The sequence below is a fragment of the uncultured Oscillibacter sp. genome (assembly GCF_910579365.1).
Lineage (GTDB): Bacteria > Bacillota > Clostridia > Oscillospirales > Oscillospiraceae > Oscillibacter.
This window is the reverse complement of sequence record NZ_CAJTUX010000008.1, coordinates 62,103-66,808: the sequence shown is the minus strand read 5'-3', so window position 1 is coordinate 66,808 and position 4,706 is coordinate 62,103. Positions and strand designations below refer to the sequence as shown.

Annotated in this window: 5 protein-coding genes; all 5 read left to right on the top strand. The window is 58.3% G+C overall.

Annotated features, from left to right (window positions below; translation table 11 throughout):
* The first annotated feature begins 916 nt into the window (after positions 1–916).
* Entirely contained in the window at positions 917–1,132 is a 216-nt protein-coding gene (locus QZ329_RS04015) for a flagellar FlbD family protein (protein WP_295748548.1), read from the top strand.
* Between the two features lie 71 nt (positions 1,133–1,203).
* Complete coding sequence (locus QZ329_RS04010; RefSeq protein WP_295748546.1) at positions 1,204–2,055, top strand: MotA/TolQ/ExbB proton channel family protein; 852 nt, start codon at positions 1,204–1,206, stop codon at positions 2,053–2,055.
* 32 nt (positions 2,056–2,087) lie between these two features.
* Complete coding sequence (locus QZ329_RS04005; protein ID WP_295748544.1) at positions 2,088–2,888, top strand: flagellar motor protein MotB; 801 nt, start codon at positions 2,088–2,090, stop codon at positions 2,886–2,888.
* Positions 2,889–2,975: 87 nt separating this feature from the next.
* On the top strand, positions 2,976–3,980 hold the full coding sequence (gene fliM, locus QZ329_RS04000; protein WP_295748542.1) for a flagellar motor switch protein FliM: 1,005 nt from the start codon (positions 2,976–2,978) through the stop codon (positions 3,978–3,980).
* Between the two features lie 5 nt (positions 3,981–3,985).
* The coding region (locus tag QZ329_RS03995) for a chemotaxis protein CheC (protein WP_295748540.1) at positions 3,986–4,706 on the top strand (721 nt) is incomplete at its 3' end.

Here is a 4,706-nt window from a genome sequence, read left to right as displayed (position 1 = left end):
CGAGATCGAGTAATGTGACTGGAGTTCAGACGTGTGCTCTTCCGATCTCAGAAGACCATTGTGGACAAGAAGACCGGCAAGCCCGTGGACACCACCACGGCGACGGACATCTGGGCGGACGCTGAGCACACGAAGCTCAACGAGGAGAAGTACGCCTGGTCCTATGAGGTCAAATACCCTGTGGATAAGGCCACGGGCGACAATAACCAGGGCGGAGGCACCACCAACACCCCATCCTATGTGCCCATCGAGGACTACAACCCCCTGATTCACGAGAAGAATGACAACCAGGGCGGCAACACCGGCAACAACCAGGAGACGGACACCACCAATCCCCTGGCCTACGCCGAGCTGGAGAGCATCACCATCGACAAGAAGACCGGCTGCATCAGCGGCGTCACCAAGGACGGCGGCATCAAGGTTGTGGTGGGCTACCTCTCTCTGGGCGTGGTGACGAACCCCAACGGCGTCACCCACACCAGCAAGAACTACTACCTCTGCGGCGACGGCGCCGGCGACCTGCGGGTCACCATGCTGGGCGGCGTCAACAAGGAGCTGGGCATCACCCATGTCAACGGCAGCCTGAAGGACTACGGCGTGGACAACACCCAGGGCGGCAACACCGGAACCGGCACCGACACGGAAGACAAGCTGCCCCAGATGGCCGAGGTAACCAGCTCCGGCGACGTCTCCTTGATGACCGGCTTCCTGGAGGCCCCCAACGTGGACCTGGCCACCGAAATTTCTGAGCTCATCACCACTCAGCGCGGCTATCAGGCCAACACCCGCATCATCACCGTCACCGACTCCATGCTGGAAGAGCTGGTCAACATGAAGCGTTAAGGAAAATCTGTTGAATGAATAACGGATGCCCGCCGGGGCGCGGAGTCCCGGCGGGCCGGGAAAGGCGGCTTTTATGATTCTTCTGACAAAGAGAAATCACGACAAATTTCTGGTAAACCACCTTCAGATCGAGCATATCGAGTGCATCCCTGAGTGCAAAATCACCATGATGAACCACGACTACTACCTGGTGCGGGAGAGCGTGGAGGACATTATCAATAAAATTGCGGAATACAACGCCAAGGTTCAAGATATTCACCGGGAAATCGTGGTATCGGACAAGCGTTGAGCATATAGATAGAATTCACAGGCCGGAGTCCGGAGTCCAGCGACCGGTCTAGGGAGTGAGGCGTTTCTTCTATGAATATAAATTATATCATTGGCATTGCGGGCGCGTTCGGCGTGTTCCTGCTGGGCTGCGTCATGGGCATCAACATCGGTCCCAGCGCGGCGGGAAAGCAGCCGATTACGTTCGAGCTGTCCAACCTCTGGAACTTCTTCGACGCGGCGTCCATCTTCATCACCATCGGATGTACGCTCTTCATTGTGCTGGCCAGCTTTTCGGGAGGGATGCTGAAGTCCATTCCGAAGCACATCAAGATTATCCTGAATAACAAGGCCTTCGATCCCAAGGGCTACATCGACCAGCTGGTGGAGCTGGCTCAGATCGCCCGGAAGAACGGTCTTTTGTCCCTGGAGGAGAAGGCCAACGAGCAGACCGACCCCTTCTTTAAGCAGGCGATTATGCTCATCGTGGACGCCAACGACCAGGATAAGGTGCGCGCCATTCTGGAAAACGACATTGAGTGCATGTCCGCCCGGCATGAAGACGCCGCAGCCATGTACGACAAGGCGTCCAGTGTTGCCCCGGCCTTCGGCATGGTGGGTACGCTGGTGGGCCTGATCAACATGCTGAAGTCCATGAACCTCAGCGGAGACGGCGGAGCCGACTCCCTGGGCACCAGCATGGGCACCGCCCTGATTACCACCCTGTACGGCTGCTTGCTGGCCCACGTGATTTTTGGCCCCGTGGCCCAGCTTCTTCGGGGACGGGACAGTGAGGAGGTCCTGTGCAAGCAGATCATCGTCGAGGGCGTTATGGCCATTCAGGCCGGCGAGAACCCCAAGTCCCTGCGGGAGCGGCTTTTGACCTACATGTCGCAAAAACAGCGCGAGATGGGCGGCGAGGGCTCCGACGAGGCGAAGGGATGAACCCGTCCGTTCGAAAGGAAAGGTGAGCGGAAATGGCGATCAAGAAAAAAAGCAGCGGGGGCGGCGGCGCCAACTGGATGGATACCTACGGCGACATGGTGACGCTGCTGCTGTGCTTCTTCGTGCTGCTCTATTCCATGTCCACCATCACTGAGGATAAGTGGAAGGCCATTGTTCAGAGCTTCAACCCCTCGGCGGTGGAGGATCCGGACCCCAACATCAACGGCGTGGATGGACCCAGCTCCGACAGCGGGGACGCGGGCGTTATGCCCATGGAGGAGCAGCAGGAGCAGATTGACGAGGACATTGAATCGCTGCTTCAGTCCATTCAGGAGTATGTCCAGCAGCAGAATTTGCAGGACGCTGTGTCCGTCAGCAAAGATGGCGGCAAGATTTTCATCCGGTTCAGCCAGTCGGTCTTCTTCGCGGGCGAGAGCGCGGTGCTCCGCCCGGAGGCATATTCCATTTTGGACGCCGTCAGCGAGATGCTCAGCAGCGTGGCGAGCTCTCTGGACGAGGTCCGGGTGCAGGGCCACACGGCCCGGCCGAAAAAGGAGCCCAACAACGTGGTGACCGACCGGACGCTGTCCAGCCAGCGGGCGGCCAACGTCATTATCTATATCCAGCAGCACAGCACCGTGAACCCTGCCCGGCTGGTCAGCGAGGGTCTGGGCGAATGGCGGCCCATCGCGCCCAACGACACGGCGGAGAACCTGGCCAAAAACCGCCGGGTGGAGATGATCATCAGCGGCCGGGACCTGGAGGCCGAGGAGAATGGCCTGAGCACGCTGGACCAGTATGTGGTGCAGGAGTTTGAGGTCATTGCGTCATAACCGCATGGCTGTGAGGCGGCATGACGGAGTTTTTCACGCTTCCCGCCGGGTGGGAAGCCAATACCATTGCAGAGTAGGGGGGATGACATGGCAGACGTATTATCGCAGGCGCAGATTGATGCTTTGCTGAACGCGGTCCGCAGCGGCGACAAGGACTTGGAACAGTCCGGGGAGAAGCAGGAAAAGAAGTATCAAAAATACGACTTCAGCAGTCCCCGCAAGTTTACCAAGGACCGTATCAAGATGCTTAACGGCATCTTTGACAACTACTCCCGGGTGATCGGCTCCCGGCTGAACGCCCGGCTTCGCTCCACCTGTGAGATCACGGTGGAGAGCATCGAGGAACAGCGCTATTATGAATTTTCCAACGCCTTGACGGAAGGCGACGTGCTGGGTATGATTGACGTGGGACTCAAGGATCAGACACAGGAGACCCCCGCCATGCTCTACATATCCACCGCCACGGCCCTGAGCATGATGGACCGCATGCTGGGCGGCGAGGGCACGGTGGAGGACCTGGAGGACGACTACAGCTACACGGACCTGGAGCTGAAGCTCTACGAGGACCTGGCTGAAGATATTGTGAAGATGATGGGCCGGAGCTGGGAGAACTATGTGCCCATTCATTTCACATACAGCCGTACCGAGGTCAACCCCACACTGAACCAGGTGATCGGTCTGGACGAGACAGTGGTGATCGTGGACCTGAAGCTGATGTTTCCGAACCTCTCAGGCCGGATGAGCATCTGCCTTCCCGGCGAGGTTCTGACCAATATCTTCACCGAAATCAGCCGGGAGAGCCCCCTGCGCCGAAGTACCTCCGAAGACAAGTCGGAGGAGATTTTCGACAAGCTGCGGGATTCGAAACTGGAGATCGTTGCAGAGCTGGCCAGCGCGCAGCTGTCCCTCAGCGATATCTACCACTTGAACGTGGGAGACGTCATCGACTTGGGCCAGCCCAAGGAATCTCCCATCTATCTGGAAATCGGCGGCTATCACTGGTTTACCGGAAAGATGGGCACCCACAAAAAAAATATGGCTGTGAAAATAGATGAAGTATGCTATCAGCTTGAGCAGCAAAGGAGCGAGTAGACGGAATGGAGAAAAAATTATTTAGCCCGATGGAGATAGACGCCCTCGGGGAAATGATGAATATCAGCCTTGGCTCCTCTGCCACCGCGGTATCCAATCTTTTGGAGCACAGAGTCGATATTACGACACCCAAGGTCACGTCCATCAAGACGGCAGATTTCGCCCTGGGCAACCTGGAACCCGCCATGGGTATCGAAATCCGCTATGTGGAGGGCCTTGCGGGCAGCAACATTATGCTGCTCAAGCGCAGCGACATCAAGGTCATCGTGGATATCCTGATGGGCGGCGAGACGCCGGACGAGGAGTTCGAGCTCAACGATCTGACCATCAGCGCCGTGTGCGAGGTCATGAACCAGATGATGGGCGCCGCCGCCACGGCCATGAGCGATTTCCTGGGCTATCAGGTGGACATCTCCACGCCCCAGCCCTTTGAGCTGGAGGATTTGGACTCCTTTAAACAGAATCACCTCCCCCAGGGGGCGGATACCATCGTCATTGTCCGCTTTGCCCTCCGGATTGAGGGAGCTCTGGAGAGCGAGTTCATGAACGTCATGAGCGTGGAACTGGCCAAGGAGCTTTTGAAGGGCCTGGGCCTGGAGGACATCGACGGCGGGGAGGAAGCGCCTCCCGCCCCTGCCCCCGCCCCCGCCCCTGCCCCTGCGGCGGAGCCCGCCTCCTCCGGCGGAAAGATGAGTCAGGAGGAGATCGAGGCGATGATGGCCGGCA

Bases quoted from the DNA above. Each gene is read 5' to 3' on its own strand.
- QZ329_RS04015 (WP_295748548.1), top strand. From the start codon at position 917: ATGATTCTTCTGACAAAGAGAAATCACGACAAATTTCTGGTAAACCAC.
- QZ329_RS04010 (WP_295748546.1), top strand. From the start codon at position 1,204: ATGAATATAAATTATATCATTGGCATTGCGGGCGCGTTCGGCGTGTTC.
- QZ329_RS04005 (WP_295748544.1), top strand. From the start codon at position 2,088: ATGGCGATCAAGAAAAAAAGCAGCGGGGGCGGCGGCGCCAACTGGATG.
- fliM (WP_295748542.1), top strand. From the start codon at position 2,976: ATGGCAGACGTATTATCGCAGGCGCAGATTGATGCTTTGCTGAACGCG.